This is a genomic window from Myxococcales bacterium (assembly GCA_016717005.1).
GTDB lineage: Bacteria > Myxococcota_A > Polyangia > Haliangiales > Haliangiaceae > UBA2376.
On sequence record JADJUF010000039.1, the window covers coordinates 1,172,913 to 1,199,032 of the forward strand.

The 26,120-nt window shown below is 73.4% G+C and carries 19 protein-coding genes and 1 pseudogene; 4 read left to right on the forward strand and 16 right to left on the reverse strand.

The window, feature by feature from the left end:
* Nucleotides 1–37: 37 nt before the first annotated feature.
* Both IPL61_35995 and IPL61_36000 read right to left on the reverse strand, forming a co-directional pair.
* A complete protein-coding gene (locus IPL61_35995; GenBank protein ID MBK9036596.1) occupies nt 38–997 on the reverse strand; it encodes a hypothetical protein in 960 nt (319 codons plus the stop codon).
* A gap of 48 nt (nt 998–1,045) precedes the next feature.
* Nucleotides 1,046–2,998, reverse strand: coding sequence for a protein kinase (locus IPL61_36000; protein ID MBK9036597.1), 1,953 nt, complete (start codon nt 2,996–2,998; stop codon nt 1,046–1,048).
* Nucleotides 2,999–3,171: 173 nt separating this feature from the next.
* Here IPL61_36000 and IPL61_36005 point away from each other — a divergent pair, with 173 nt between their 5' ends.
* Both IPL61_36005 and IPL61_36010 read left to right on the forward strand, forming a co-directional pair.
* The gene (locus tag IPL61_36005; GenBank protein MBK9036598.1) at nt 3,172–4,380 is read left to right on the forward strand and encodes a hypothetical protein; all 1,209 of its coding nucleotides are present in this window, start codon (nt 3,172–3,174) and stop codon (nt 4,378–4,380) included.
* A 219-nt stretch (nt 4,381–4,599) separates the two neighbouring features.
* On the forward strand, nt 4,600–5,151 hold the full coding sequence (locus tag IPL61_36010; GenBank protein MBK9036599.1) for a hypothetical protein: 552 nt from the start codon (nt 4,600–4,602) through the stop codon (nt 5,149–5,151).
* A gap of 151 nt (nt 5,152–5,302) precedes the next feature.
* Here the strand turns inward: IPL61_36010 and IPL61_36015 are convergent, their stop codons facing one another.
* The 3 genes from IPL61_36015 to IPL61_36025 all read right to left on the reverse strand — a co-directional run bounded on the left by IPL61_36015 (nt 5,303) and on the right by IPL61_36025 (nt 8,779).
* On the reverse strand, nt 5,303–6,922 hold the full coding sequence (locus tag IPL61_36015; protein MBK9036600.1) for a hypothetical protein: 1,620 nt from the start codon (nt 6,920–6,922) through the stop codon (nt 5,303–5,305).
* 461 nt (nt 6,923–7,383) lie between these two features.
* A complete protein-coding gene (locus IPL61_36020; protein MBK9036601.1) occupies nt 7,384–7,998 on the reverse strand; it encodes an SMI1/KNR4 family protein in 615 nt (204 codons plus the stop codon).
* Nucleotides 7,943–8,779, reverse strand: a complete 837-nt coding sequence (locus tag IPL61_36025; protein ID MBK9036602.1) for a hypothetical protein — start codon at nt 8,777–8,779, stop codon at nt 7,943–7,945. The genes IPL61_36020 and IPL61_36025 overlap by 56 nt, the downstream gene beginning before the upstream one ends.
* 503 nt (nt 8,780–9,282) lie before the next feature.
* Between IPL61_36025 and IPL61_36030 the strand changes: the two genes are divergently transcribed.
* Both IPL61_36030 and IPL61_36035 read left to right on the forward strand, forming a co-directional pair.
* Entirely contained in the window at nt 9,283–11,397 is a 2,115-nt protein-coding gene (locus IPL61_36030; GenBank protein MBK9036603.1) for a VCBS repeat-containing protein, read from the forward strand.
* 609 nt (nt 11,398–12,006) lie between these two features.
* Complete coding sequence (locus IPL61_36035) at nt 12,007–12,405, forward strand: hypothetical protein (protein MBK9036604.1); 399 nt, start codon at nt 12,007–12,009, stop codon at nt 12,403–12,405.
* A 171-nt stretch (nt 12,406–12,576) separates the two neighbouring features.
* Here IPL61_36035 and IPL61_36040 read toward each other — a convergent pair whose 3' ends face one another.
* The 11 genes and pseudogenes from IPL61_36040 to IPL61_36090 form a co-directional block, all read right to left on the reverse strand.
* Nucleotides 12,577–15,027 carry a tetratricopeptide repeat protein gene (locus IPL61_36040; GenBank protein MBK9036605.1) on the reverse strand — a complete coding sequence of 817 codons (2,451 nt, stop codon included), beginning with the start codon at nt 15,025–15,027 and terminating at the stop codon, nt 12,577–12,579.
* A gap of 658 nt (nt 15,028–15,685) precedes the next feature.
* Nucleotides 15,686–16,048: pseudogene (locus IPL61_36045) on the reverse strand (tetratricopeptide repeat protein).
* Nucleotides 16,049–16,287: 239 nt separating this feature from the next.
* Nucleotides 16,288–17,634 carry an acetyl-CoA carboxylase biotin carboxylase subunit gene (gene accC, locus IPL61_36050; GenBank protein MBK9036606.1) on the reverse strand — a complete coding sequence of 449 codons (1,347 nt, stop codon included), beginning with the start codon at nt 17,632–17,634 and terminating at the stop codon, nt 16,288–16,290.
* 5 nt (nt 17,635–17,639) lie between these two features.
* Nucleotides 17,640–18,212, reverse strand: a complete 573-nt coding sequence (gene accB / locus IPL61_36055; protein MBK9036607.1) for an acetyl-CoA carboxylase biotin carboxyl carrier protein — start codon at nt 18,210–18,212, stop codon at nt 17,640–17,642.
* Between the two features lie 74 nt (nt 18,213–18,286).
* Nucleotides 18,287–18,793, reverse strand: a complete 507-nt coding sequence (gene aroQ, locus IPL61_36060) for a type II 3-dehydroquinate dehydratase (GenBank protein ID MBK9036608.1) — start codon at nt 18,791–18,793, stop codon at nt 18,287–18,289.
* The gene (locus IPL61_36065) at nt 18,790–19,146 is read right to left on the reverse strand and encodes a roadblock/LC7 domain-containing protein (protein MBK9036609.1); all 357 of its coding nucleotides are present in this window, start codon (nt 19,144–19,146) and stop codon (nt 18,790–18,792) included. The genes aroQ and IPL61_36065 overlap by 4 nt, the downstream gene beginning before the upstream one ends.
* 85 nt (nt 19,147–19,231) lie before the next feature.
* Nucleotides 19,232–19,990 (reverse strand): hypothetical protein, encoded by a 759-nt coding sequence (locus IPL61_36070; GenBank protein MBK9036610.1) that lies wholly within the window; start codon nt 19,988–19,990, stop codon nt 19,232–19,234.
* Between the two features lie 40 nt (nt 19,991–20,030).
* A complete protein-coding gene (locus IPL61_36075; GenBank protein ID MBK9036611.1) occupies nt 20,031–21,611 on the reverse strand; it encodes a bifunctional shikimate kinase/3-dehydroquinate synthase in 1,581 nt (526 codons plus the stop codon).
* A gap of 28 nt (nt 21,612–21,639) precedes the next feature.
* Complete coding sequence (gene pilQ / locus IPL61_36080) at nt 21,640–22,905, reverse strand: type IV pilus secretin PilQ (protein MBK9036612.1); 1,266 nt, start codon at nt 22,903–22,905, stop codon at nt 21,640–21,642.
* 33 nt (nt 22,906–22,938) lie between these two features.
* Nucleotides 22,939–23,334 carry a hypothetical protein gene (locus tag IPL61_36085; GenBank protein ID MBK9036613.1) on the reverse strand — a complete coding sequence of 132 codons (396 nt, stop codon included), beginning with the start codon at nt 23,332–23,334 and terminating at the stop codon, nt 22,939–22,941.
* Nucleotides 23,335–23,577: 243 nt separating this feature from the next.
* Nucleotides 23,578–25,995 carry an AMIN domain-containing protein gene (locus IPL61_36090; GenBank protein MBK9036614.1) on the reverse strand — a complete coding sequence of 806 codons (2,418 nt, stop codon included), beginning with the start codon at nt 25,993–25,995 and terminating at the stop codon, nt 23,578–23,580.
* Between the last annotated feature and the right edge of the window lie 125 nt (nt 25,996–26,120).

Consider the following 26,120-nt stretch of genomic DNA (forward strand, 5'->3'; position numbering starts at 1 on the left):
GCCCCGCGCTCGACCAACGCGGTGATCTGCCGCGACGTCAGAACCAGCCGGCGGCGACGAGGCCGGCGCCGGTGGGGGTCACCGACGGCGCGAACGTCACCATGGGCCGCTCGATCGTCCGCGGCTTGCCGGTGAACCAGAGGTACGCGGCCGCGCCGAGCGCGGCGACGCCGACGCCACCGGCGATCTGAGCGATGAGGTACTTCTGGTTGGCGGACTCCCACAGCGCCTTCTGCTTGGCGTTGTCGGGCTCGTTGATCGCGTCCTCGTTCTGGCTCTTGGCCGGGAAGTACAGGCCGATGCCCGTGCCGATGCCGACCACGCCGACGGCCGCGAGGCCGATGGCGAGCTTGCGCTTGGCGGTGATCGGCGACGGATCGATCACGTCGACCTTGGTGCCGAGCTTGGGCTTGGGCAGCGGCCGGAACTTCGGGATCGTGACCGACTGCTTCTCCTGCTCGGCGGCGATCGTCACGGTCGTCGACCACGACTCGTAGGCCGGCGCCTTGGCGACGATCGTGTGCGTGCCGATGTCGGCGGGCAGGCTGCGGTTCCACTCGGCGCCGTCGACGGGCTCATCGTCGCGCGTGATCACGAGGCCGTCGACGCGGGCCTCGTCGGGCACGCTGATCGTCAGGAACGAGATGCGCGGCTCGAGCTTGGCGGCGCGCTCCTTCGAGAGCGCGTTGATCGCCTGCTGCGCCGGGTCGGTCGAGCCGCGGCTCCGGCGCTCGGCCTCGACGAACGCGCCCCACGCCGAGGAGAACTGGCCGTTCTTCTCGCGGCAGTCGGCGATGTTGAGCAACGTCGACGTGGCCGGGTCCTTGCGGTAGCTGCCCTCGAACGCCGAGCAAGCCTCGGCCAGCTTGCCCTCGGTCATGAGGGTCTTGCCCTGGCGGAACAGCGCCTCGGCGCCGCGGGTGTCGGGCTGGGCGTGGGCGAGCGTGGCGCCGACGAGGATCGCGGCGACGGGCAGGAGCGACAGGATGGTGCGCATGGCTCTCTCGGAGTTCGGTGAGTGATGGGGCCGGAACACGACGCGCGGTCAGCGCTCGTCGGGGATGCCGTCGCCGTCGAGGTCGCCCGGGACCTTGGGCTTGTCGGTGGTCGTCGTGGTCGTCGTGGTCGTCGTGGTCGTCGGCGGCGTCGTGGTGACCGCGGTCCCGGCCCCGGCGCCGCCAGGCGGATCCTTCTTGCCGCTGCCGGGCCGGCCGGTGGGCCGCGTCGTCGTCGTCGCGACGTCGCCGCCGCTCAGGTGCGTGATCTCCTTGCTGAAGGCCCGCGCGACGTCGCCGCTGCGCAGCTTGTCGTAGGCCGCGCCGCCGGTCTGCTTGGCGATGCCCGCGAGCGTCTTGCGATCGGCCCCGTCGAGCGCGAACGTCGACACCCGGATCCGATCGGCGAGCGTGGCCGCGACCTCGGCCGCGAGCCCCTCGGTGGGCCCGACGCTCTCGGCGAGCACCAGCACGGTGCGCGTGGCGCTCGCCGGCGCGACGCGCACGGTCGCGCGGGCGCTGGCCAGGCCGGCGACCAGGTTGCTGCCGCCGCCGGGGCGCAGCGCGTCGACCTGGGCGGCCAGCGCCGCGCGATCGATCACCGCGAGCGGCGCGACCACCGCCGCGGCGCTGTCGAAGCTCACCAGCCCGACCAGCGCGTCGTCCGGCAGCGCGGCCAGCGCGTCGCGCAGCGCCGCGCGCACGAGCTTCTCGCGCCCGGCCATCGAGCCGGAGTTGTCGATCGCGAACACCAGCGCGATCTCGGCGTCGGGCAGCGCCGGCGCGGCCGCGGGCTTGTCCTCGACCGCCGCAGGCTCGACCGCCGCAGGCTCGACCGCCGCAGGCTCGACCGCCGTCGCCGCGATCGGCCCCGGCTCGACCGGCGTCGGCGTCTGGGCGGCGCTGCCGGGCGTCGCGCCCGTGCCCTTGCCGCCGCCCGAGGCCAGCACCACCGCGACCGCGACCGCCGCGACCGCCCCGACCGCCCCGATCGCGATCACGCCGCCGCGCTTCTTGCCCGGCGGCGACGCGACGGTGCCCCGGGCCGGCGCCGCGCCCGCGGCGCCCGACAGCGTCGTCAGGCCGGGCGCGCCCGTGATCCCGGCGCCGCTCATGCCCGCGGCGCTCGGCGCCATGACCGTGGGCAGCTGCGCGCTGCCGACGAACGACGACGCCGGCTGGTGCATGCCGCCGCTCAGCAGCGCGTCGCAGGCCTGGGCCAGCTCGGCCGCGTCGGCGAACCGCTCCTCGGGCCGCTTGGCCAGGAGCCGCAGCACCAGCGCGTCGACCGCCGGCGGCAGCCCCGGCACCCACTGCGACGGCGCCGTCGGCGGCGTCATCATGTGGGCCGCGATGATCTCGCCGACGCCCTCGCCGTCGAACGGCACCCGCCCGACGAGCAGGTGATAGAGCATGCACCCGAGCGCGTATTGATCGCTGCGGTGATCGACGTGGCCGGCGCCGCGACACTGCTCGGGCGACATGTACAGCGGCGTGCCCATGATCGCCGCGGTCTGGGTCTTCACCTTGCTGCCCGCGTCGTTGGACAGCTTGGCGATGCCGAAGTCGAGGATCTTGGGCCGCTCGCCGCCGGCGACCTCGCGGTCGGGCACGAGGAAGATGTTCTCGGGCTTGAGATCGCGGTGGATGATGCCGCGGCTGTGGGCGGCGTGCAGCGACGACGCCACCTGCCGCAGGATCCGCAGCGCGTCCTCGGGCGCGAGCCGGCCCTGGCGCTTGAGCCGCGTGTCGAGCGCCTCGCCCTCGAGGAACTCCATGACGATGTAGGCGCTGCCGTCGGTGTGGTAGCCGAAATCGAAGATCTGGACGATGCCGGGGTCGGCGATCGCGGTCGCGGCCCGCGCCTCGTTGAAGAAGCGCTGCACGATGTCCTGGTTGGACGACATCGCCGGGTGCAGGACTTTCACCGCTGCACGGCGGCCGATCAGCGCGTGCTCCGCGAGGAACACGGCGCCCATGCCGCCCTCCCCCAGCTTCTTCATGATCCGGTACGAACCCAGTACACCTTCCACGGTTCGCCGAGTATGCAACATCGCCCCCCACGTTGTCGACCGGGATCACAAAGATGTTCGCATGCGGCCCGACCCATCAGTCGTTACGGTAAGATGCGTCGCCAGCCGGGGACGCGAGCCGCCCGCCTGGGCTAGGATGTGGCGTGTCCTCTCAGCGTGCCACGGGTGACATCAAGGTCGACGGCTTTGGTGTGACCATATCCGACGATGCGCGCCGCCTCGACTTTCCGCGCGCTCACATCGACGCGCTCCGCGGCGAGGCCGGCACGATCGAGTACCGCGCGCGCGAGGTCGCGTTCGATCAGCTCCGCGCGAGCCTGGCGCGGGTGCAGTGGTCGACCGAGTCGGCGTCGGCGGGCGACCTGGTCGTGCGCGACAAGCAAGGGCGGTTCGAGCTGAAGTTCGCGCGGGCCGAGTTCCCGCATGGCCTCGTGCTGACGCGGGCCGCGGGCGGCGGCATGGAGCTGGTGGCCTCGCACGCGTCGCTCGCGGACATGCGGCTCAAGCTGCCGGACCTGTCGGCGTTCCACCTGCCGACGCCGCCGACACCGCCGCCACCGCCGCCCGGACCGCCGCCGCTGCGGCAGGGCAAGCTGCACTTCCTCGACGCGGTCAACGGCGAGCTGGCGTTCCGGCTCAAGGTGGTGCTCGACCTGCCGGTGGTCGGCACGCGCACGCTCGATCAGCACGTGAAGGTGGCGATCAAGGACGGCTGCTTCGACTACCGCGCGCTCGAGTCGGGGCTGTCGTGGCTCGAGGGGCAGTTCGTCGACGTCGGGATCGAAGACGGTCGGTTCCAGGTCGGCTGGGGCGTCCCGCTGATGGCGACCAAGGAGATCATCTCGTGGGCGCTCGACCCCGCGGCCATGATGATCGCCGTGTTCAACCGGGTGCCGCTGCGGTGCCTGGCTGACTTCCGGATCCCGGAGAGCCGCGGCCGCAGGGCCGGGACCAAGGACGGCAGCGGCGGTCGCCAGACCCTCCGGTCGCTGGCGATCTCCGACGTCGCGGTGAAGCTGTCGATGGCGGCGCCCCGTCACGTCGACGTCGGCGGCGGCGCGATCCTGTTCGGTGGCGACGACGCCCCTGGCATCGTCGACCTCCAGGTCGGCGGCGGCCTGGTCCACCCCCCGGGGCCCGGCGCGCTCACGGCGGCGATCGGCGTGCTCGACATGACCCTCAAGGACGTGCGCGCCGGCGGGCTGTCGGGCACCTGCGACCGGCTCCACATCGGCCCGATCGACAAGATCGAGCTGGTCTTCGACGGCTTCCGGCCGGTGTCGCTGAGCGCCTCGCTGCACCGGGTCACCGCGACCAACCTGGCCCTGGTGCTGGGCGGCGACGGCGCCTGACGACCGCGCCTGACGCGGGGCGGCGACCGCGGCTGACGGGCGGACTGCAACCCGCAGTGATCGCCTCCGATCACCGGTGTCCGGCTCCGGACAGCCGATCAGCGGCGCAAGTGGCTGCGAAACCTGGGTTCACGGTTCGGCACGAGACGTGAACAAAGGTAGGTGATGCTGACCTCCACGACCCCGTTCACCCCTGTCGCACTGGACCGCGCGATCTTGATGCCCCGGGCGTCGGACGCGCCGACCGCGACGGTCGACCTGTTGATGTCGGTGCTCGAGAGCGCGGAGCTGGCGGTGGTGGTGGCCGACGCCACCAATCGCGCCCTCTATATGAACGCCAGCGCGCGCTCGTTCCTGGAGAGCCCGCTCGCGGTCATGCCGACCTGGCTGGCCGAGGCGCTGCCGGCGGTCCGGGCCCAGGTCGACCGCCAGGGTCAGGCGGTCGAGCGCCTGGTCCACGGCGACCTGACCGTGCGGCTGCGGGCCCGGGCGCTGCCGCGACCCGGGGCGCTGCTGCTCGAGCTGGCGGTGGCGCAAGGCTCGGGCGCCCGGCAGATCGCCGAGCAGCTGGCGCGCGGCCTGGGGCTGCCGATCACCGACGCCCGCCTGCTGTCGCTCCTGTGGCGCGGGCTGTCGAACGACGAGATCGCGCAGAGCCTCGGCGTCCGCACCGGCACGATCAAGAGCCGGCTGTTCCGCCTGTACCAGCGGCTCGGCGTGAAGAAGCGGCCGGCCGCGGTGCTGCGCGCCCAGGAAGTGCTGGCGGCGTAGCGCGCGCGGGACGTGGGCAGCGCCATCGGCCGCGCGCAGCACGCGGCGGCCCGAGGCCAGCGCGGCGAAGTGCCAGCGGTCTGCGCCGGGAGCGCGGCCGCGCGATCCGCCCCCGGAGCTCAGGGCGCGCGGCCCACGCGGTCCGCGGCGCTCAGAGCTTCGCGCAGGCCTTGCCGTAGATCGTGGCCGACGAGCTCGACGCGACCGCGCGGCAGGTGTAGCCGTCGCCGCAGCCGCCGACGCCCGCGCACGCGGCGGTGCACTTCTTGGTGGCGGCGGTCGCGCCGACGCACAGGTTGCCCGGGCCGCCGCAGTCAGCGTTGGTCTTGCACTTGGAGCCGAAGCGGTCCGTGCGCGCCCACGGCACGACCTTGGGGTTGTCGTCGATGCCGTGCATGCCGTACATCGACGTGAAGCCGGCCGAGTTGCCGTCGAGGCGGGTCAGCAGGCCCGACACCGGCTGCGGCCGCAGGCGCTGCTGGCTGTCGCGCGCGAGCAGGGCGTTGATGAAGTGCTCGACCGGGGCCGGGGTCGACGCGTCCGAGAACGACGTGGTCGTGATGACGTCGACGTTGGCGCCGCGCTTGTTCGGGTTCTCCTTGAACGCGGTGCCGATCTGGTACGTGTCGCAGCCCTCGGCGAAGACCACCTGGTAGCGATCGGCCGGCATCGGCGCGACCCGGATGTCGGCGTCGTCGAGATCGCCCTCGTCGGTCTTCTTCCAGTTCGCGAGCGCGAACCCGTAGAACGGGCCCGAGTGGCCGGAGTAGACGATCACGTCGCGGCGCGCGAGCGAGTTCAGCGCCAGCTGCTCGAGGCGCCGGCCGCCGGCGTCGGTGTCGGGGTCGGTGCTGGCGCCGGGCTTGCCGAAGTACATCCGGACCTCGACGGTGATGGTGCGGCCGTCGGCCTTGACCGTGCGGGTGAACGCGCCCGAGGTCGTGGTCAGCTTGTCCCAGCTCGCCACCGGCGCGCGGAAGCCCTGGGCCTTCAGCCAGGTGAAGAACTGCTGCGAGTGCACGAGGTGGTACTGCGCGTGGTAGTCCCAGCCGAAGTACACGTCGATGTCGAGCTTGCCGTCCTCGGTGAGCCGCGCGAGATCGAAGAAGCCGTCGGTCGAGGGCTGGGCCCGGGCGATCGCGAAGGTGATGTTCTCCTTCTTGTCGGCCGCGACCGTCGCCGGGTTCCAGCCGTCCCACGGCGCGTTGCGGTACCACTCGGCGTTGGTCTCGAGCTGCGCCAGCTCGGCGTTGCTCGGGCGGCCGATCTCGAGATCGAAGACGGTCTCGCCGCCGACGACGCGGGTCGGCAGGCGGTTCATCAGCGAGCGCCCGCCGGCGGCGATCTGCCGGAACGTGAAGTCGAAGGTCACGTGATCGGCGCGCTCGCTGATCTCGAGGTCCTCGTAGGCGCCGGCCTTGGCCATGCCGCCGAAGCCGCCGAACGACGCGTTGGGATCCTCCTCCTCCTTGTCGACCAGGTACTGCGTGACGAACCACGCGATCGCGATCTGCTTGTAGCCGATCAGCTGCTTGGCCGCGGCCAGGCGCTCGGTCGCCGGCCGATCGGCGAGCGCGGCGTCGAGCACGACGGTCGAGTGGCCCTCGAGCGTGTACTCCTGGGCCGACAGGCTCAGGAAGTCGTCGGCCTTGCCGTCGTCGACGAAGACGCTGTCCTCGGGGTCGTCGGCGTCGAGATCGACGCCGTCGGTGCACGCCGTGGACGCGAGGCCAGCGGTGACGGCGGCGACGAGCAGGAGGGGCGTGCGCATGGGACCGGTAGGAGCACGCGCTGTGCCGGCCCGGCGCCATGTAATCTCAGCCAGTTACACAGCAGTGGCGGATCCGCTAGCCGGCGCCTCGCGCCGCGCAGACCCCAGCGGGCGGCTACCGATACCGCCGCTCGTACATCAGTTGCGACCGGGCTGCGGCCTGGACGTCCGAAAAGTTGTCAAAGTTGACACCGTCCCCTCGACGCCCTGGTCAGCCGGCGCGAGGGGAAGGGGGACGGTGTCAACTTTGACAATCTTGGGGGCCGACCCGCCGGAACTCCGGTCGGAAGCGGTCCCCGAGAGGCGCGCCGGCGTCGAACGCAGATGGCGCGTAGCGAGCGGCCCGCGCGCGTACCGAGCGGCAGCGACTCGCGTGCGTACCGAGCGCGACCGGGCGCCGACCGGAACGAACCATAAGTTGTCAAAGTTGACACCGTCCCCCTAGGGCTCCCCTTGGGCTCTCACGTCAGCGCCGCCAGCCGTCGCGCGAGCGCGGCCTCGTCGAGGTAGACCTCCTCGACCAACGCGCTGCGGATCAGCGCCGCGAGGGCCAGGGTCGCGCGCTGCTTGGCGTCGTCGCCGTCGGTCATCCTCTCGCGGATCGCGTCGGCCAGCTGATCGAGGCTCGCACCCTCGGCCAGCTCCAGCTCGCCATCCGCCACCAGTTGCTCGATCAGCGGCACGAGCCCATCGTCCGGGCGGACCCGCGGCGGCGGCGCGATCGCGGTCAGCCAGGCCGCCACCGAGGCCGCGATCGCGCGCGGCCGCTCCTCGAAGTCCACGTCGACCTCCATCACGCACCCGCGCCCGTCCACGCACAGGAGCCGTGGCTCGTTCGCTGCGAGCGGCCACCACCCCGTCGGCGCCGCCGTGCCCCAGTCGCGCCGCATCTCACAGACCTCCCGCGCGTTCAGGAGCTGCCATTCGATCGACTCGCCGAGCAGATCGCGCGAGCCATCGTGGCGCAGGAGCGCCGCCCGCACCGACGGGTGGATCGCTTGCCCCAGCGCGCGCTCGAGCTCAGCCAGCTCGCCTGGCTTCGCGCCGCGCCGGAGCAGCGTCAGGTCGGCGCCCAAGCCCTCCTCCAGCGCCGCCCACGCCGCGTCGAGCGCGGGGCCGTCGGCGGCGGGCGGCGCCGACCGTGAGGCGCTCGCCAACTTGGCCGCCCCGCGCGCGCGCCGGCACGTAGACCTGGACGCCGCCGCTCGCGTACCGCAGCGTCGCCTGGTGGCGCCACAGCTCGAAGTAGGGCGCGAACGGATCGGCCACCGTCGCCGAGGCCGACGCCGCCAGCTGCGGCCACAGCACGTAGAACGCGAGCGCGTAGTCGTTGGCCAGACAGTACAGCGGCTCATCAAGCAGGTCGCCGTGCGCCGAAGCAGGCGTCAGCGAGTGCCCGAAGTCGGTCACCAGCTCGTAGACGACCGTGCGCATCTCCGACGCCTCGGTCTCCTCGGGTGCCAGGCCGACCTCGACCTCGACCTCGAGCCCGCCCTCCGTGAGCGCGAGCGCCCCCGGCCCCGTAGCATCGACCGCGCGCGCGATCTGTGCCAGCGCCTCCAGGTACCCCTGGGCCCAGCCGCGGAGCTGCGCGCGCGTCGCGAGCGGCGCCTTGCGCGGCACCAGGTACGCGTGCCCGCTCGTCGCGTCGCCCGCCTTGAACACGGCCCGCAGCCGCGCCAGCACCTCCTCGCCGTGCGGCATGTCGACGAACAGCTCCTCGAGCCCCGCGCCATCGGGTCGGAACGAGTGCAGGAAGTATGGCGACGGCTCATCTTCCCAGCCCTCCGCGGCCTCCGGATCTCGCCGCGCGACGAGGGTTCGCCAGCGCGCCAGCAGCTCACGGTCCACTGACATTGCGGGATCATGCCGCGGCCGACGGCCGGCCGGCAATGGTTCGGCGTACGACGGCAAGGTGCGCGCGGTCGCCTCCGCCGCGTTCGGTGAGGCGCCGCCGCGCCGATCGCGTGCGGCCCCCGCGCCCGGCCGCGCCGCCGCCTGCCAACCGCTCTCGCGTGGCGAGCGAGCGAGCGAGGGCGAGCGAGGGGACGGTGTCAACTTCGACAATCTTTGGGGCGCGGTGGTCGGCGGGAGCGCCGGTCAGCGGCGATCCGCGCGAGGGCGGGCCGACGTCGAACCAGGGGCGCGGGGCTGGAGCGAACCCACGCGCGTTCCGGGCCGCTGCGACCGCGCTGCGACGTGGACGATCGAAAGATTGTCAAAGTTGACACCGTCCCCATTCCCTCCCGGTCGGTCGCGATTCGGCGCGAGGGCGGTCAGAGCCGGCAATGTCGTGCGCGTGGCGTGATGCCGCGGTCACGCGCGCGGGCCGACCGACTCGACCGGGGTGGAGGTTACTCATGGGCTCGACAAGAATGCACCTGACCGCGGCTGCGGCCGCGATCGCCTTGACCGCCTGCGTGGATGACGGCGGCGTCACCCCCGAGATCGACGCGCCGCCCGCCGCGACCGCGCGCGTGGCCATCACGCGCTTGATCCCGCTCCGGTTCGTCGAGGGCCTGAACTGTGCGCCTGGCACACCGACCTGCGACGACTACATCTCCCCGGACATGATCCGCGCGTCGGTCGACCGCGTCAACGACGTGTTCGCGCCGCTGGGCGTGAAGTTCTGGACCCGCTCGATCGAGCGCTACCACATGCCGCTGACCTACCACCGCAATGTCCAGACGATGGTGAGCTGGGCGCAGGTCCGCGCGGAGCTGCAGCAGGTCTTCCCTGACCTGCCCGCCAACGCGTTCGCGGACAACGAGCAGAAGGCGCGTGGCTCCTGGCTGGTGGCTGGAGCCGGGTACTGGGGCCGCGCCGATGAGGTGCTGGTGTGGGTGCTCGACGGCGACGGCAGCTCGGCGAACGCCCCCCAGTCGGGCCGTTGCCTCAACATGGCCGGCGCCACGATGTGGACCACCATCGATGGCCGCGCCGAGGCCTCGACCAACCTCGCCCACGAGATGGGGCACTTCATGGGCGGGCGGCACCTGAGCGAGGCCGGCAGCGCGCTCATCGATCCGGCCACCGGACTCCACTGGACCCCGGCTGACGCGTGGGACCTGCGCGCGTGCTTGACCAGCACCGGCCCCGTGTTCTGGAGTTCGAAGGCTGACTACCAGGCCAACCCGTGCGCCGGCCAGGAGATCGTCATCCAGTCCGATGGCGGCGCGCCGTGCCAATCCAAGGGCGGCCCGTTCGACGCGCCGCAGTGCGACTTCATCATCGGCAACACGACGTACACGGTGCCGTGGGGCGACCCGCGCGTCGCTGGCCTGATCCGATGGAACGGCGCGCTCCATACGCCCCCGTCGAGCTTCGGGGTCGAGGTCAACGTCATGGGCGGCTACGGCCCTGGCTACGCGATGCCGACGACCGCGTTCCGCGTCGACTACCGCACGCCCGCGTTCATCTCCGACTCCGACCTGCTCAAGATGCAGGCGTACCTCACGACCGACATGGCGTTCACAAACACCACGAGCTCGACGTACGTCGATCAGACCACCGGGCAGCCGCCGCTGGGCACGACCTCGGCGCAGCTGTGGTCGAAGCGACCGCTGCTCGGCACCGGCGCCGAGGACTTCATCGCCTGGGCCAACGGCCCCGATCCTGACTTCGCGTTCACGTTCGCGGCCGCCGACACGCCGATCGGCGGCACCGGGTACCAGCCGATCAGCGGCGACTTCGACGACGACGGTCACGACGACATCCTCTGGTACTACCCGGGCGACACCAAGGTCCGGATGTGGTGGGGCCGCGCCGACCGCACCTTCGACAAGCAAGCGGTCACCAGCGGCTGGTTCCCCGCGACCAACTTCGTCGTGTTCGCCGGCGACTTCAACGGTGACCACCGCGCCGACCTGTTCCTGTACGGGCCCGGCGCCGCGCCCGACTACATCAAGTGGGGCCAGGCCAACCGCACCTTCACCACGACCAGCGCGTCGGTCGGCTCGACGGGCTACGTGCCGATCGTCGGCAACTTCGACGGCATCCTCGGCGACGACATCTTCTGGTACTACCCGCCCGGCGGCTACGTGAACCGCTGGTACTCGACCGGCGGCACCACGTTCACGTCGCTCGCCCACTACGCGGTCGACGCCGGCGGCCCGTTCGTCCCGGTGGTGGGCGACTTCGATGGCGCGCGCGGTGACGACATCTTCTGGTACAAGGCCGGCGCCGGCGCCGACCGCCTCTGGTACGCGCTGGGCAACGGCTCGACGTCGTTCACGAAGGTCGCGGGGATCAACGTCGTCGACAGCTACCTCCCGATCGCCGGCGACTTCGACGGCGACGGCCGCGACGACATCTTCTGGGACGCGCCGGCCCACACGACCGACTACATCTGGGCCGGCGCCGCGCAGGCGACCCAGTTCACGTCCCGGCGGGCCTCGGTCTACGGTGTGTTCAATCCGGTCGCGGGCGACTTCGACCATGACGGCCGCACCGACATCTTCTGGTACCGCGACTGAGCTGCAGCCCTCGTCAGCGCCGCCCGCCGGCGATGGCCCCGCGCCCGGCGACGAACTCGCCTGGCACGTCCCGATGACTGCGACTGCTGCGCCGTCCGCGTCCGAGCGGCGCCCGGGCGGCGACGACCTGGCGCAGACCTGGACGAGCCCGGAGTCGTCAACGTTGACACCGTCCCCTCCCGCCGCCGCGGACTCCGGGCAGCGAGGTGCGGGTCCGGGCCTGCAGCGGCGTGGCCGCAGGTCCAGACGATCGGCCTGGCGCGCGCGCCCCGGCCGGTCCGACGGTTGCAACACGACCGAGCCATGATGCAACCCCGCATGATCGCCCTCGGCGCCGTCGTCCTGCTGATCGGCGGGTGCCTTACCGACGAAGCCGAGACCTCATCCACCGGCGACGTCGAATCGGAGGTGGCGCTGGGATCCGGCTCCCCGACCACGTCGCCGACGGCATCGCCGACCGTGTCACCGTCGCCGTCGCCGTCCCCCACGCCGACCGCGTCGCCAACACCGTCGCCGTCCCCCACGCCGTCGCCGTCGCCGTCGCCATCACCATCGCCATCGCCGTCGCCCACGTGCACCGCGCAACCGGAGCCGACCTGCGACGCCACCTTGCCCGGGGTCGAACCCGTCAACCCCCACAACGCCGTCGGGAGCCAGTGCCGCGGCACCTGCGGCGCGGATTGCGCCGGCACCTGCCGGTCGCTGCCGACGGTCACCCAGTGCCACGAGTGGCAGACCGCCGACTGTGGCTGGCACGCCAAGGTGTGCACGTACGCGATGCGCGAGTGCGGGTCGGCGGAGGGCTGCCGCGTCCACGACGCCTGCTACGACGCGTGCGCGGCCGGCGATGCGGGCGCCGCCTGCCGCTCGGATTGCGATGACGACTGCATCGCCGAGCACGGCTTGTTCCAGTGCGGCCGGTGGGCGTTCGGCTACGGCCCGTTCGATCGCTGGATCCAATACGGCGACGCGCCCACGTCGTACACCTACGACTCGACCTGTTACTGACCGCGCCAAGGGGACGGTGTCAACTCTGACAACTCCTGGTCGCGACGGTCCGCCGGACCTCCCGTCGCCTGCGACCCGCGCGAGGGCGGTCGGCGACGAACCCGAAACGTTGTCGACGTTGACACCGCCCCCCGCGGGCGACCCAGCCGGCACGCGGCGCCCGGCCGCGCGCTACTCGTCGTCGAGCAGGCTGTCGATCGCGGCCGCCGCGTCGGCGGGGCCACGACCGCCCTGGAGGCGCTGCATGCGCTCGGCGGCGTCGAGGAACCGCGGGTCGCGCTTCACGACCATCTCGTAGTAGTAGATGGCCTCGCGCGGATCGCCCAGCGCCTCGTAGGTGGTGCCGATCTCGTAGAGCAGGCTCTGGCGCTCGCGATCGGTGATCGACGACGCGTGCAGGCCGGCCTTGAACTGGTGCACCGCCTCGGACAGGTTGTTCTGCTCGCGGTGGCACATGCCGATCATCATGCGGCTCTGGACCTCGCGGTGCGGCGTCGACGTGACCTTGTCGAAGGCCTTGATGGCCTCGTCGAACAGGCCCATCTCCTTGTAGGCGAGGCCCAGATCGAAGTGGGTGTCCGCGTCGGAGTCCTCGACCGGCCGCTCGAGCACGACCGCCGGCCGCAGCTTGGCGCCGCTGGGATCGTGGCGGGCCGCGAGCACGCGCTGGGCCTCGTCGAACGCCACCTCGACGTCGTCGCTGGGATCGATCTCGGCCTCGAGCTCGTCGGCCGCGAGCTCCTCGAGATCGTCGACGTCGACGGTCTGGGTGCCGCCGGAGTCACCGCCCTGCTGGACCGCGGTCTCGAGGTCGCGCAGGCGCATCGACACCAGCGGGTGGTTCGGGTGGCGCGCGAGCAGCGCCCGGAGCTGGGCGATGGCCTCGGTGAGCAGGCCCTGCGCCGCGTAGTCGTCGGCCTCCTCGAGCACGTCCTCGAGCGGGCGGCCGTCGTACGCCAGCGCGTCCTCGTCGATCGTGCGCCCGTCGTACGCGGGCGGCTCGACGTAGACCGGCGCGTCGGCGTAGGCGGCCTGATCGTACGCGCCCGGATCGGCGTAGCCCGCCGCCGGATCGGCGTAGCCCGCCGCCGGATCGGCGTAGCCCGCCGCCGGATCGGCGTAGGCGGCGGGGTCGACGTACCCGGGCGCGCTGTAGGCGGGCGGATCGGCGTAGCCGTCGTAGGCCGCGCCCTCGCTGGTCGACGCGGCGTAGCTGGCGTCGTAGGGCTCGGCCACGAGCCCCGGCGGCATGCCCAGGCGGGTGGCGCCGTCGGGATCGTTGTAGGTCGCGGCCGGCACGTAGCTCGGCGCCGCCCCGTCGTAGGTCGAGACCTCGTTGGAGTTCGGGCTGGCCTGCCGACGCATGACCGCGTCGAACGCGCGCGCGGCCTCGGGATCGAACGGCAGCTCGAGCTCGGCCTCGTCGACCGCGCCGTCGTCGCTCGCCGGCGCGGTGGCGGTCGTGGCCTCGAAGGTCGGCAGGACCCCGTGGCCGCTGAGCTCGGCCGCGACCTGCTGATCGATGTCGTCGGCGAGCGCGTCGTCGAGCTCGGCGTCGATCGCGTCGCGCATCGCCTGGACGTCGCGGGTCGGCCCGCGCTCGGCCCGGTCGGCCTGCGCCCGGTCGGCCTGCGCCCGGTCACCCTGCGCCCGATGGCCCTGCACCCGATCCCCCTGCCACGTGTCGGGCACGTGGACCACCGCCGGGGCTCGGAACGGCGGCGGCGATCCCATCGCGACGTCGGCGACCGGCTCGTGACGGGTGCGCGCGACCAGGGCCGCGACCTCGGACGCCGCGACCTGCCGGGTGCTGTCGCTCGCGCTCGGCGCGAAGCTGTCGACCTCGCCGCGGCCGCGCGCCGGGCCGGCGCGACCGATGGGCTGGGCGCTGGGCGCGCGCTCGAACACCGCCGGATCGATGCCGTCGAACGAGTCGGCGCGCCCTGGCGACCGCGTCGTCGGGCCGTAGTCGACGTGCTCGAGCGCGAAGTCGTCCTCGACCGGCGCGACCGCGCCGTTGGCCAGCTCGCGCGGATCGAGCGAGAACTCCGACGGGGCGCGGGCGACGTTGCCGACGTCGAGGTCCAGGCCGAAGCGCTCGATCAGCTCGTGGGCGGCCCGGTTGCCGCCGTCGACCCCGAGGATCTCGCGCAGGTAGCCCTCGGCGCGCTCGCCGTCGTAGCTGGCCGTGACCTCGGCCAGGCGCAGCAGCTCGACGATCGCCTCGCGCTCGCGGCCCTGGGCCAGGAGCACGTCCTTGAGCCGCTCGCGCGCCTCGACGTTCTCGGGATCGAGCGCGAACACCTTGCGCAGGTGGTCGACGGCCTTCTGGTGCAGGCCGTACTTCACGTAGACGTCGGTCTCGGTCAGGATCTTGGCGATCTCGTCGGCGTGCTCCTCGCCGGCGGCCGAGCCGGCGCGGGCGTCGCGATCGTCCATCGCGAAGTCGGCGGCGAAGTCGGCGGCGTTCCGGCCGGCGCGGCCGAGCCCGCCGCCGTCGTCGACCTCCTCGACCAGATCGCCGTCGGCGACCTCGTCGGTCGCGTACGCGGCGTCGTCCTCGGGCAGCTCGAACTCGTGGGCCAGGGCCCGCTCGTCGATGAGCGGCATCGCGCCGGTCATGCGCGGATCGTTGGGCGCGCGCAGCGCCGGCACGTCGCCGGTGAGGTTGAGCTTGCCGCGCGCGGCCAGCGCGGCCGGGCGTCGGCGCGGGCGGTGGCGCCGGCGCCGGGACCGCCGCGGCTGGGGCGCCGCCCCCGAGGAACGCGAGCGCGTCGGGGTCGGCCGGCGCGAACTGCAGGATCTTGCGGTAGACCTCCTCGGCCTTGCCGCGCTCCTTGCCCTCGTCGAGGATCCGCGCCAGCTCCTTGAGCACCGAGACGGTCTTGGCCCGCTGATCGAGCGCCTGGAACGCCTGCGCCAGCAGCGCCAGCGTCTCGACGTCACGCGGATCGGCCTTGAAGCAGATCTGCAGCTTCTGGAGCGCGCGCCGGGGATCGCCCTTGCGCAGGTACAGGCCGGCCAGCTCGCGGTTGAGCTCGCGCAGCTCGGGCCGGTGCCAGAGCAGGCGCTCGGCGACCTTGACGAAGTCGTCGAGGCGGTTCTGGCGCCGCAGCTGCTCGCACACCGCGGTGAACTCGATCACCGCCTCCTCGGTCATCCCCTCCTTCGAGTACAGCTCGGCCAGCTTGATCCGGGTCGCGACGTTGCTGGGATCGAGATCGACCAGCTGCCGGACCGTCGCGAGCGCCTCCTTGGTCTTGCCCTCGCGGTGGAAGTGCGCCGCCACCTGCTCGAAGTGCTGCATGGCGTCGGACATGAGGCCGAGCTGCCGGTACAGCTCGGCCAGCTTCAGGTGCACCTCGACGAGGCGCCCGTCGAGCTTGAGGATCTGCTTGAAGACCGCCACCGCCTTCGTGAAGAAGCCCTGGTCCTGGTAGAACCGGGCGACCTTCAGGTACGTGTCGGTGGCCTCCTGCTTCTGGCCCTTGCGCGCGTAGAGATCGCCGATCTTGAGCCAGACCCGGACGTCCTGGGGATCCTCGCGGACCACCCGGAGGTACTCCTTGATGGCCTTGTCGACCTGGCCCTTCTCGACGAACTTCCGGGCCGCATCCATCACCTTCTCTTTATTGAAGGCCATGACGCTACCCACCCACGAGGGGCGGGGTGCCGGCGGGCGAAAACGCGCCACCGGGACCCGGGAAGGGGTGGAGCCGCAACAGCGCTGAGCGTACGTGCTGGCCGTCACCTGGGTCAAGCTAGAGATTCAATGATTCGGTAGCTTTACGTTGCAGGCGCAGCGACGCGCCGGCCGCGAGCGGCCAACCGGGTTGTCAGCCCCGCGGCCTCCAGCCCCCAGCTCCTCCGAAACCGGCGCGACTACGCCGACTTGGACTCGGCCAGGAAGCGCGCGACGAACCCGGTGTCGAAGTCGCCGGCTCGGAACTCCGGCGAGTCCATCAGCCGGCGCAGGAACGGGATGTTGGTCCGGGGGCCCTCGATCACGATCTCGTCGAGGCAGCGGCGGGCCCGACGGATCGCGCTGGGGCGGTCGACGTCGTGGACGATGACCTTGGCGATCATCGAGTCGTAGTTGGGGGGCACGACGTAGCCCTGGTAGATGTGCGTGTCGACCCGGACCCCGAGGCCGCCCGGCAGGTGCAGCGCGGTGATCCGCCCCGGCCACGGCGCGAAGTTGTTGGGGTCCTCGGCGTTGATGCGCATCTCGATGGCGTGGCCACGCGGCCGCCGCACGCCGCTGAACGACAGCCGCTCGCCCATCGCGATCCGGAGCTGCTCGCGCACCAGGTCGAGGCCGGTCACCAGCTCGGTGACCGGGTGCTCGACCTGCAGGCGCGTGTTCATCTCCATGAAGTAGAACTTGCCGTCGCGATCGAGCAGGAACTCGAGCGTGCCGACGTTGTAGTAGCCGATCGCCGAGATCGCCTTGACCGCGGCGTCGGTCAGCTCGGTGCGGACGCCGTCGGGCAACGCCAGCGACGGCGCCTCCTCGATGACCTTCTGGTGGCGACGCTGGATCGAGCACTCGCGCTCGCCGAGGTGGGCGTAGTTGCCGTGCCGATCGGCGACCACCTGGATCTCGATGTGGCGCGGCCGCTCGCAGTACTTCTCCATGTACATGTCGGGGTTGCCGAACGCGGCGGCGGCCTCCGACCGCCCGGTGCCCCAGTCGTTGACCAGGCGCGCGGGGTCGTGGATGATCTTCATCCCGCGGCCGCCACCGCCGGCGGCGGCCTTGAGGATCACCGGCAGGCCGATGCGCGCGGCGTGGGACCGGAGCTCGTCCTCGGTGTTGATCGTCCCGGTGCCGGGCAGGATCGGCACGCCGGCCTCGCTCATCGCGGCCCGGGCGCTGATCTTGTCGCCCATCAGGCGCATCGCGTGGGCCGGGGGGCCGATCCACGTGAGCCCGCACTTGTCGCAGACCTCGGCGAACTCGGGGTCCTCGGCCAGGAACCCGTAGCCGGGGTGGATGGCGTCGGCGCCGGTGATCTCGGCGGCGCTGATCAGCGACGGGATGTTCAGGTAGCTCTGGCGCGACGGCGCGGGCCCGATGCACACCGCCTGGTCCGCGAACTTGACGTGGAGCGCGTCGGCGTCGGCGGTCGAGTAGACCGCGACCGACTTCATCCCCATCTCGCGGACCGCGCGGATGATCCGCAGCGCGATCTCGCCACGATTGGCGACCAGGACCTTCTTGAACATGGCGGCTACGGGACGGCGATCTTGAACAGCGGCTGATCGTACTCGACCGGCGCGCCGTCCTCGGCCAGCACCGCCAGGAGCGTGCCGGCGATGTCGGCCTCGATCTCGTTCATGAGCTTCATGGCCTCGATGATGCAAAGCACCGAGCCCTTGCCGACCTTGTCGTTGACCTTCACGTACTCGGGCGAGTCGGGGTTGGGGCGCCGGTAGAACGTGCCCACGAACGGCGACTTGACGATGTGGGCCTTGTCGTCGACGGCGGCGGCCGGCGCGGCCGGGTGGGCCGCCGCGTGGACGGCGGGCGCCGGCGCGGCGTGGACCGCCGCCGGTGCCAGCGCTGGCATCGGCGCGGCCGCGACGAACTGCGGACCGCCCCGGCGCACCGTGAAGGTGGCGTCGGGGGTCTCGATGATCAGCTCGGTGAGGTGGTGCTCGGACACCGCCGCGGCCAGGCCGCGCGCGATCGCGACGATGTCGTCGCCGCCAGCGCCCGTCACCGCGACGGTAGGTGCCGCCGCGCTGGCGGGCGCCGCGATCGCGGGCGTGGTCTGCTTCGAACCCTTGCGTCCAGTAGCCATGGATGTCTCGTCGTAGTGGGGCGCCAGCGGCGCACTCGCTCGGGCCGCACACGGCCACGAGGAGTGGGGACAGATCAGGCGTCGCGCGGCCGCTCGGCGCGCCTACGTTCCACAATCGCTAGCGCCGCGTCCAGTCCCAGGAAGTAGCTTTGCGCGCCGAAACCGCAGATTTGTCCGACGCAGCGCGCCGCGACCAGCGACTCGCGGCGGAAGTCCTCGCGGGCGTGCAGGTTCGACAGGTGGACCTCGACCGCGGGGACGGCGACGCCCTCGAGCGCGTCGCGGATCGCGATGCTGGTGTGGGTGTAGGCCCCGGGGTTGATGACGATCGCGTCGCAGCGACCGCGCGCGCCCTGGATCGCGTCGACGAGCGCGCCCTCGTGGTTCGACTGCAGGATCTCGATCGCGGCGCCGCGCGCGGTCGCCCGGACCTGCAGCTCGGCGTCGATCTCGGCCAGCGTCGTCGTCCCGTAGATCATCGGGTCGCGCGTGCCGAGCAGGTTCAGGTTGGGGCCGTGCAGCACCAGCACCCGCGGCGGGATCGGCCGCTCCGGCGCGCGGCGCGCCCCGCGCCGGGTCATAGCTGGGCGACGAGCTGGGGCGCGGCCAGGCGCATCAAGAAGCGGGTCTTGCCGAGGTTGCCGTCGGGCGCCAGCGCCACCGCCAGGAAGTACTGCGGCGACACCATGCGCAGCGCCAGCGTGAGGCGCTCGGCCTTGACGGTCATCTCCTCGAACGCGCCGAGCTTGGCGCTGTCGGCGGCCTTCCGCGCCTGGGTCAGGATGAAGCTGAACTCCATCCCGACCGTATTCACGTCGACCCGATCGGGCTGGCGCGTGTAGGTCTCGACGGGGATCCCGTCGAGGCCCATGATCACGGCGCCGAGGCTCCCATCGATGTTGTCGACCACCTTCTTGAGGATTTCAGCGAACAAGCGGGCTCCTCGGCTACGCGCCGCGATGGGCGTGTCGGCAGGTATATCACGGGCGCTCGCGACGGCCGCGGCGCGCCGGGTCAATTCACATCTGCGGCGTCGCGGGTACCGCCGGGCACACCAGCCCGCCGAGGGCGTCGGTGCAACAATCGAGGTCGCCGTCCTGGACCGGGCCGCAGTTGCCGCCGGTCCCGTACTCGCCGTCGGCGGCGAGGCCCTCGCATGGGCCCAGCACCCTGGTGAGGCAGTCGACGCACACGCCGACCGGGTAGCGGAACACGTTCGAGGACACGTCCGAGCCCGAGCGGGTGCCGAAGAACTGGACGCGGACGTCGAGCAAGGCCGACGGGTCCGGGGTGGCCGCGGTCGGCGTGAGCTTGGCGCCGATCGCCGTCAGCAGCTCGGTCGGCACGATCTCGAGCTGGAACGTGGCGGTGCCGCCGTCGGGATCGATCGCGCCCGAGCTGGGCGAGACGAACTTGGTCAGGCCGGCGGTGTCCATCGTGGTCTGCTCGGCCGCGGTGAACAGATCCGGATCGTAGAAGTCGATCGTCACCCGGGCGCCGCTGATGAACACCGACTTCGCGGTCTGGTTCTCGCCGTCGCCGGTCACCAGGTCGTTGCGGACCAGCGGCGTGAAGATGTAGCCGACCGGGCTGTCGGCCTCGATGCGTCCGGACGCCTTGAAGACGTCGGAGCTGGTCGAGACCACGCACCCCGGCTCGGGCGCGATGTTGCGGACGATCACGAGGCCGGAGTCGGCGTTGTCGCTGACGCAGGCAGCGGCGAGGGCGGCCAGCGGTAGCACGAGCGCGAAGGTGGTCAGGTACTGGGGACGGGACATGGGCTCTCCTCGTCGAAGATCGATCGTAGCAAACATGCGGTCACGGCCGCAAAAGATCGGCGAAGGCGGTGGTAGGCAAGGCGACCACCTGGCAGTCACCCGGGGCGGCACAGGCGACGAAGCGCACCTCGGCGCCAGCGCGCTTCTTGTCGACGGCGATCCGGCCCAGCACGTCGGGGCCGAGCCAGGGGTCGAGCTGGGCCGGCAGGCCGGTCGCGGTCAGGGCGGCGACGATCCGCGGCTCGAGGTCGGCGCCGGCCAGGCCGAGCCGGTGCGAGACGCGGGCCATCGCCCGCAGGCCCAGCCCGACCGCCTCGCCGTGGAGCAGGCGCCAGTCGGCGGCGGCCTCGATCGCGTGGCCGACGGTGTGGCCGAGGTTGAGCAGCACGCGGACGCCGGCGCGCTCGCGCTCGTCGGCGCTGACGATCGCGGCCTTGATCGTGGCGGCGGCGGTGATGACCGCGGCGGTCCCGGCCGGCGCCGGCCCGTCGGTGCGCGCCCAGGGGGCCAGCGCCTCGACCGCGGTCCACAGCGCCTCGCCGTCGAGCAGCGCGTACTTCCACAGCTCGCCGAACCCGGCGGCGCGCTCGCGCGGCGGCAGGGTCCCCAGCGTCGGCAGGTGGGCCAGCACCGCGCGCGGCTGATGGAACGCGCCGATCAGGTTCTTGCCGGCGGGGAGATCGACCGCGGTCTTGCCGCCGATGGCGGCGTCGGTCATCGCCACCAGGGTCGTCGGCAGGTGGACGACGTCGAGGCCGCGGTACAGCGTCGCGGCCACGAACCCGGCCAGATCGCCGACGACGCCGCCGCCGAGCGCGTAGATCGTGCCGCCGCGATCGAGGCCGGCGGCGATCAGCGCCGCGCACAGCGCCTCGTAGGTCGCGAGCGACTTCGAGGCCTCGCCGGGCGCGATCACCTCGACGTGGAGCTCGGCGCCGTGGCCCGCCAGCGCGGCGGCCACCGGACCGGTCCAGGGCGCGAGGTTGCGATCGGTGATGAGCGCGTGGCGCCCGGGGCGCACGTGCGGCGCCAGCAGCTCGGTCAGCGGACGGTCGTCGATGACGATCGGGTAGCTGCGGTCCCCGAGCGCGACCCACGGGTGCCGGGGCGTGGTCGACCCGACCCGCGCGACCGCGTCGGCCGCGGCCGCGGCGACCTCGGCGACGCTGCGCCCGGCGGTGGCGATCGTGGCGTGGGCGCGCCGGTAGATCGGCGCGCGCCGGCGGAACAGCGCCTCGACCTCGGCCGCCGGCCGCTCGAGCAGCGGGCGGGTGCCGGGCGCGGCGCGGTCGCGCGCGGTGGCCAGCGACACGTCGAGCGCGATCACCACGCCCGCCGCCTGCATGCGCGCGAGGTTGTCGCCGTGGGCCGCGGCGCCGCCGCCGGTGGCGACGATCGGCGCGTCGGGGGCTGCGGCGGCCTCGGCCAGCGCCGCGGCCTCGCGCCGCCGGAACCCGGGCTCGTCGGCCGCCACCAGCGCCGGCACCGGCTGCCCGGCCGCGGCGGCGATCGCGTCGTCGAGATCGATCAGCCGCCGGCCGAGCGCGTCGGCCAGCCGCCGGCCGACCGAGGTCTTGCCGGCGGCGGCGAAGCCGATCAGGAACACCGGGACATCGGGCATGGCGGGAGCCGAGCGCGCGCGCAGCCGCTCACGGCTGGCAGCGCAGCGACGCCTTGTTGGTGATCTTGGGCGTGATGAAGATCAAGAGCTCGGCGCGGTCGTCGGCCTCGCGGCGGCTCTTGAACAGCCACCCGAGCACCGGGATGTCACCGAGCACCGGGATCTTGTTGTAGGTGAGGCTGGTGTTGCGGGTGTAGATGCCGCCCATCACCGAGGTCTCGCCGTCGGCGACCAGGATCCGGCTCTGGGCCTCGCGGTTCTCGATCGTCGGGTCGCCACGGGCGCCGAGCCGCGCGAAGTTGGGCTCGGCCTTGATCACCTGGACGTCCATCACGACCGCGCAGTCGCGCTGCGACACGTACGGCGTGACCTTGAGCTCGAGGTTGGCCTCGACGAACACGGTCTGGGTGCCCTGGGCCGAGGTCTGCGAGATCGGGATGCGGACGCCCTGCTTCATCGTCGCCTCGACGTTGTTGAGCACGGTGACCTTGGGCGCCGAGATGATGCGCGCCGTGCCGCTGTCCTCCATCGCCGACAGGCGCAGGTTGATGTCGACGTTGCCGCCGACCGAGCCCAGCGTCATGCCGAGCGCGCCGTTGGGCGTGACCGGCAGGTTGACGGCGAAGTCGGTCGGGGTCGCCAGGCCGGGCGCGCCCTTGGTGGTCGGGTCGTCGCCGGCGCCGAGGAAGCCGAGGCTCGACGGGAAGATCAGGCCGGTGGCGTTGCCGCCGGCGGCGCTGGCGTTGGCGCGGCCGCCCCACTGGATGCCGAACTCGCGCTTGAAGTTGCTGCGGGCCTCGACGATGCGCGCCTCGATCGAGATCTGCGGCGTCTGGGTGTCGAGCCGCGCCGCCAGGTCGACGATCTCGGACCGGTTGGCCTTGACGTCGTTGACGATCAGCGAGTTCGTGCGCTCGTCGACCTCGATCTTGCCCTTCGGCGACAGCAGCGGCGCCAGCTTGGTCGAGAGGTCGCCCGCGTTGGCGTAGTTGAGGGTGAACACCTCGGGCCGCGGGGCCTCGAGTTCGATCAGCGCCTTGCGGCGCGCGGCCTCGGCCTCGTCCTCGGCGTCGAGCACCTTGCGGTCGCCGATGCGGTAGAGGTTGCCCTCCTTGCGGTACCACATGCCCTTCGACGCGAGGATGACCTCGAGCGCCTGGTCCCAGGGCACGCGCTTGAGCTGCACGGTCACCGCCGCGCGGATCTCGTCGGGCACGATGATGTTGACGTTGCCGACCCGCGCCAGCGCGCGCAGCAGGTCGTGGATGTCGGCGTCCTTGAAGTCGAGCTCGATCGTGGCGCCGCGGTAGACCTTGCGCTTGCCGACCTACGCGACCGAGGTCTGGGTCACCGGCGCCGACGTGGCGCCGAAGCCGCCGATGACCGGGCTCGGCACCCGCTGGCTGGTGACCCTCGGCGCGGCGGCCGCGAAGCGGAGCTGGACCGAGCCGGCCCGGGTATCGAGCCGCGGCTGGGCCGCGCGGCTCAGCTCGACGACGACCCGGACGTCGCCCGAGGCGCGGTCGGTGTAGCTCGAGACGGTGCGGATCGGCCCGCCGAAGCGGCTGGCGTCGAGGGTCCGGGTCAGGTCGGCGGGCAAGGTCGCGCCGCGCACGACCAGCTCGGCGCGGCGGGCGTCGGCGCGGACCAGCTCGGCGGTGGCGCCGGCGCCGGCCAGGCCGATCGTGACGACGTGATCGTCGGCGTCGGGCGCGAACGTCACGGCGGTGATGCGGGTCGCCGGGGCCGGCCGGGGCGCGGGCGGCGCGGGCGTGGTCGACTTGGCCTTGGCGGCGTCGGCGCGCAGCTGGGCCAGCGTGCGCTCCTCGGCCTCGCGCGCGTGCGGGCCTCGGCGAGGCGGGCCTCCTCGCGCTCGCGGGCGGTGCGGGCGCCGATCGCGGCGGCCTGCTGCCGCGCCAGCTCGGCGACGGCGGTGGCCTTGGCGGCGTCGAGGCGCTCGACCTCGTCACGGCGCTCGCTGACCTCGCGGGTGCGGGCGGCGAGCGCGGTGGTCGCGGCGGTGGCCGCCGCGGTCAGGCGGCGGACCTCGGCGTCGGCGCGGGCGCGGTCGTCGGCCGAGGCGTGGCTGCGGGCGGCGGCGGCGCGGGCGTCGGTGGCGGCGCGGGCCTTGGCGCGCGCGGCCTCGGCCGCGGCGGTCCTCGGCGGCGAGCGACTGCTTGAGCTCGGTGGCGGCGCGCTCCGCGGCGGCGCGCTGCGCGTCGGCGGTGGCGCGCGCGGTGGTCGCGGCCTTGGCGGCCTGCTCCTCGGCGGCGCGCGCGGCGCGGGCCTCGGCCAGCGCGCGCTCCTCGGCCTCGCGCTTGGCGCGGGTCTCGGCCAGCGCGCGCTCGGCCGCGGCGCGGGCGCTGGCGGTGGACTGATCGGCGGCCCGGGCCTCAGCCTCGCGCTGCGCGCGGGCGTCGGCGAGGGTCTGGGCGGCGGCCGCGCGGGCCGACGCGGCGGCGGCGCGGGCCGACGCGGCGGCGGCCTCATCCGCGGCGCGCTGGGCGGCCGCGTCGGCGACCGAGCGCGCGGCGCTGGCCCGGGCGGCCGCGGCGGCGCGCTCCTCGGCCTCGCGCTTGGCGCGGGCGTCGGCGATGGTCTGCGTGGCGGCGGTGCGGGCGGCCGCGGCGGCGCGCTCCTCGACCTCGCGCTTGGCGCGGGCGTCGGCGGCGGCCTGCTGGGCGGCGATGGCGGCGCGCTGGGCGGCGGCCGCGGCGTCCTGCGCGCTCGTCTGCTCCGCGGCGGCGGTGGCCGCGGCGGCGGTGGCCGCGGCGGCGGCGCGCTCGGCGGTGCGCTTGCGCGCCTCGGCCTGATCGGCCGCGGCGGTCATCTCCGACGCGCGCAGCTCCGCGGCGGCGCGCTCGCGCACGGCCTTGGCGGTCGCGGCCTCGGCGGCGGCCTGGGCGGTGCGCGCGCCGTCGACGGCGACGCGGGCGTCCGCGGCCTCGCGGCGCGCGGCCACGACCGCGGTCTCGGCGGCCGCGCGCGCCCGCGCGGCGTCGGCGCGTGCGCCGTCGGCCTTGGCCAGCTGCGCCTGGGCGACCTTCATCGCGGCGTCGGCGTCGGCGCGGGCCTTGCGGGCGTCGCCCGAGGCGCCGGCCGCGTTGGCCTTCTGGGCGGTGGCGGCCTTGAGCGCCGCCTCGGCGGTGGCGCGCTCGCGCGCGGCGGTGGCGGCCGCGGCCTCGGCGGCCTGCTGCCGGGCCTCGGCGGCGCGCTGGGCCGCGCTGGCATCGGCGGCGCGGCTGGCGGCGGCGCGGGCGTCATCCTCGACGCGCTGCTGCGCGGCCTTGGCAGCGGCGAGCATGCGGTCCGCCTCGATCCGGGCGGCGCTGGCGGCCGCGCGATCGCGATCGCTGGCGGCCTTGGCGGCGGCGACGTCGCGGTCGGCCTCGATCCGGGCGGCGCTCGCGGCCGCGCGATCGCGATCGCTGGCGGCCTTGGCGGCGGCGACGTCGCGGGCCGCGTCGGCGCGGGTCTTCTGGGCGTCGCCCTGGGCCGAGGCGCGGATGCGCGCGGCCTCGCGGGTGGCGTCGTCGGTCATCTGCTTGGCGCGGGCCAGCTCGGCCTCGGCCGCGACCTGGGTCGCGTGGGCCGCCGCCTGCGCGCGCGTCGCCGCCTGCGCCGCGGCCTGGGCCGCCGCCTTGGTTCGGGTCGCCTCGGCCTGGGCCGCGGCCAGCTGCTGGGCGGCGCGGCCGCGATCGGCCTGGTCCGCCGACGCGGCGGCGCGCTGGGCCGCCTCGGCCGCTGCCTGCGCCTGGGTCGCGCGCGCGAGCTCGGCCCGCGCCGTGGCCTTCGCGGCCTCGGCCTCACGCTTCGCGGTCGCGGCCTCGCGCTGCGCGGTCGCCGCCTGCGCGGTCGCGGCCTGCGCCGTGGCGGTCATGCGCGCGGCGTCGGCCTTGGCCGTCGCCGCCGCCGCCTGCGCCGCGGCGAGCTCGTCCGCCGACGCGGTCGCCGGCGCCGGATCGCGCGCGACGATCTTGATGACGACGTCCGTGCCGTCGGCCTTGACGTCGTAGCGCCCCGGCCGGGCCAGGGTCGCGACCACGCGGACCGACGAGCTGCCGTCCTCGAGCCCCATCGCCACCACCTGGCCGACGGCCCAGGCCCCGACCGAGTAGGTGATCGCCGGCTCGTCGCCGCGCACCGCCTCGGCCAGCTCGGCGCTGGCCAGGTCGACGACGACGCGGGTCGGCCGTTCGAGCTTGTAGACGGTGAACGTCGGCGTGTCCGATCCCCGGACGCGGATCGTCGTCGTGCCGCGATCGGTGTCGATCGTGACGGCTCCGATCTGGTTGCGAGGTCCCGCGCTCGCCGGCGGCGTTCGTCCGACGACGATGACGGCGACCAGCGCGATGATCCAGGTGCGAAGCTTGAGCTCGGGCATGACGACTCCTCGGGGGCAGCCCCCGCGGTACGGAAACCGGACAGATCTCGGACGGGGCGCCCCGCGGGCGCCGAGTGCAGGTCGCGCGGTCGCGACGCTCGGGAAACAAATTGTCGCCCCGGCGC